The organism is Burkholderia sp. BCC1638 (assembly GCF_902833195.1).
GTDB classification, from domain to species: Bacteria; Pseudomonadota; Gammaproteobacteria; order Burkholderiales; family Burkholderiaceae; genus Burkholderia; species Burkholderia diffusa.
Genome location: NZ_CADFEC010000121.1, coordinates 1 through 488 on the forward strand (window position 1 = coordinate 1; position 488 = coordinate 488).

General features: G+C 65.0%; 1 protein-coding gene. It reads left to right on the top strand.

The genetic code is table 11. The features are described from left to right. The coding region (locus tag HWX22_RS31490; RefSeq protein ID WP_175917017.1) for a helix-turn-helix domain-containing protein at nucleotides 1-239 on the top strand (239 nt) is incomplete at its 5' end. Between the last annotated feature and the right edge of the window lie 249 nt (nucleotides 240-488).

Consider the following 488-nt stretch of genomic DNA (forward strand, 5'->3'; position numbering starts at 1 on the left):
GCAACCTGCTGATCGACCCGACCGCGAAACGCATGCGGATCTCCGAGGTGGCGTGGCGGCACGGCTTCGTCAACGAGAAGCACTTCAGCCGCCTGTTCAAGGAGAAGTTCGGCTGCACGCCGAGCGAGGTGGCCGCGCGCGAATTCCGCCGCGAATCCGAGTACGCGCATGCCTCGCCGGAGCAGTCGGCCGCGTCGACCAACTTCAGCGACTGGATGCGCTCCTTCGTGTCGCTGTAGGCGGGGGCAGGCCGACGCGGCGCGGCCATGAAGCCAGGACGCCACGAAAAAAAGCGCGGCCGTCGAAGGACGGCCGCGCTTTTTGCGTTGCGTGCGACGGCTCGTGCGCTCAGTTCTGGATCAGCGGATTGAGCGTGGTGCAGAGGAAGCCCGTGCAGTTCGCCGGCTTGAAGTAGAACGAACTAACTGCCGTGCCGAAGGCGAAATCGCCGAAATAGGCATTGCCCTGCGCGCCCAGCGTGTTCGACT